Source organism: Rhizobacter sp. P2_H2, from assembly GCF_056403375.1.
Genome location: NZ_JBFUFP010000801.1, coordinates 1 through 2554, shown reverse-complemented (window position 1 = coordinate 2554; position 2554 = coordinate 1). Strand labels below are relative to the sequence as shown.

Sequence of the window (2554 nt, the reverse complement as noted above, 5' to 3'; positions counted from 1 at the left end):
GGCCAGCGGCACGCCGGCGCGCGCGGCCGCATCGGCGGCCAGCACGCCGGCGCCGCCGCCGTTGGTGACGAGCGTCAGCGCGTCGTCGCGGTTGGCACCGAAGCGCGCCAGCGTCTGCGCCGCGACGAACAGCTCCTGCAGCGTGTCCACGCGCAGCATGCCGGCACGGCGGATCGCGGCGTCGAACACGATGTCGGAGCCCGCCAGCGCGCCGGTGTGCGAGGCCGCCGCGCGCAGGCCGTTGCCGGCGCGGCCGGCCTTCACGACGATCACCGGCTTGTTGCGCGCCGCGGCACGCGCGGCCGACATGAACTTGCGCACCGTGCCGGTCGATCCGCCGATCGATTCGATGTAGAGCAGGATCGCGCGCGTGTGCGCATCGCTCGCCAGGTGGTCGAGCAGGTCGCCGAAATCGACATCCGCATGCTCGCCGAGCGACACCAGGTGCGAGAAGCCGACGCGGCGTGCCCGGGCCCAGTCGAGCACCGCGGTGACCAGCGCGCCCGATTGCGAGATGAAGGCGAGGTTGCCGTCCAGCGCATCGGTGTGCGCGAAGCTCGCGTTCAAGCCCAGGCGCGGCGTCAGCAGGCCGAGGCAGTTCGGCCCGAGGATGCGCAGCACGTGCGGGCGGGCCGCCTCGAGCACCGCCTGCTTCTGCGCGGCGCTCAGCCCGGCCGTCATCACGATGGCGGCGCGCGTGCCGAGGCGACCGAACTGGTCGATCAGCGCCACCAGCGTCTCGGGCGGCGTGCACAGCACCGCGAGGTCGGGCGCGGCCGGCAGCTGGTCGGGGCGGGTGAAGACAGGCTGCCCGTCGAGCGTGCGCAACCGCAGGTTGAGGGCGTGCAGCGGGCCCTTGAAGCCGCCGCGCAGGTTGCGCCAGACGGTGGCGCCGACGCTGGCCGGGCGGTCGGAGGCCCCGGCGACGGCGATGGATCGGGGTTCCAGCAGGTGATCGAGGTGGCGGACGCTCATGCGTCAGTGTGACATCAGCAGCGGCACGGTCGCGCTGCCGATCAGCTGCCGCGTCACGCCGCCCAGCACCCGTTCGGTCCAACGCGAATGCCCGTAGGCGCCCATCACGATGAGATCGGCGCCGAAGTCGGCCGCGTGCGACAGCAACGCGTCGGCGACGTCGATCGAGGTCGTCTCCACGCGCATGTCGGCCGCCACGCCGTGCCAGGCGAGCCACTGGCGCAGTGCGTCCAGCCGCGGCACCGCCGGTTCGCCGGCAGCAGGCCGGGGCGGGTTCCAGCGCACCACCTCGACGGCGCTCGCCTGCTGCAGCAGTGGCAGCGCGTCGTTGAGGGCGCGCACCGCCTCGCAGCTCTCGTCCCACGCGACGATCGCCTTGCTGCCGATCTTCTCCAGCGCCTGCGGCGAGCAGGCATGCGGCAGCAGCAGCGTCGGGCGGGCGCTGTACAGCAGCACCTGCTCGACCACCGCGCGTGCGCCGCGGTGGCCGGGAGCCGACGGATCGGCCTGCGTCAGCACGGTCAGGTCGCTGCAGTGCGCATGGGCGATCAGCGACGCGGCCGGCTCGGCCTCGTCGATCACCGTCTCGGCCGAGCGAAGCCCGCCGGTGACGCAGGCATCGCGGAAGCGGTCGGCGGCGCGCTCGGCCTCGTCGCGCAGGCTGTCCCATGCGAGCGCGGCCAGGTCGCTGAGCGTCGCGCCCGGCGAACCCGGCAGGTCGAGCAGGCCGGTCGGCGCGAGCCCCGCGAGGTGGCAATCCAGCCGCCGTGCCAGGCGGATGGCGGCCTGCGTGCGGGCGTCGCAGGTCGGGCTCTGGTCAAGGTACAGGAGGAYGCTGCGGTAGCTCATGGTGCGGGCCTCGTGACGGTCACTGGATCGTTCGGATGCCAATCTAGGGCGCCGCGTGGCGGATGCATTGACGCAACGCAAGATCGCTTCGACGAGCGGCGGGGACAGTGCGATCACTTGTCCAGGGACCACCGATGAACGATGCCGAGCTGGCGATGACGGGGCCTGCGGGCCTGAGCGATGCCGAAGCCGCCGCGCGATGGCGGCGCGACGGCCCGAACCGCCTGCCGCCGCCGCAGCACCGCAGCGCCGCCGCGGTGCTGCGCGAGGTGCTGACGCAACCGATGGTGCTGCTGCTGCTCGCGTGCGCGATGACGTACGGGCTGCTCGGCAACGCCGTCGACGCGCTGGTGCTCGGCGGCTCGCTGGTGCTGGTGGCCGCGATCTCGGTGGTGCAGGCGCTGCGCACGCAGGCGGTGCTGGAGGCGCTGCAGGAGCTGGCCAGCCCGCGCAGCACCGTGGTGCGCGACGGCGTCGCGCGGCGCATCGCGAGCCACGAGCTGGTGCGCGGCGACCGGCTCGTCGTGCAGGAGGGCGACCGCCTCGCCTGCGACGCGCTGCTGATCGAGACGCAGGGCCTGCGGATCGACGAATCGATGCTGAGCGGCGAATCGGTGCCGGTCGACAAGGGCGGCGACGGCCCGCAAGCGCGGCAGCTGATGTCCGGCACGCTGGTGGTGCAGGGCGACGGCGTCGCGGTCGTCACCGGCACCGGCGTGCACACCGCGCT

At 73.5% G+C, this 2554-nt stretch carries 3 protein-coding genes; 1 reads left to right on the top strand and 2 read right to left on the bottom strand.

All coding sequences use genetic code 11. From position 1 onward, the window contains the following. Positions 1 to 975: CoA-binding protein (locus AC1D15_RS26520; RefSeq protein WP_477828347.1), on the bottom strand; the 975-nt coding region annotated here is incomplete at its 3' end. 3 nt (positions 976 to 978) lie between these two features. Further along, positions 979 to 1824: a universal stress protein gene (locus AC1D15_RS26515; protein WP_477828346.1), complete on the bottom strand. Its 846-nt coding sequence runs from the start codon at positions 1822 to 1824 to the stop codon at positions 979 to 981. A gap of 134 nt (positions 1825 to 1958) precedes the next feature. Here AC1D15_RS26515 and AC1D15_RS26510 point away from each other — a divergent pair. Next, positions 1959 to 2554, top strand: a 596-nt coding sequence (locus AC1D15_RS26510) for a P-type ATPase actuator domain-containing protein (RefSeq protein WP_477828345.1), incomplete at its 3' end; no start/stop codon positions are given.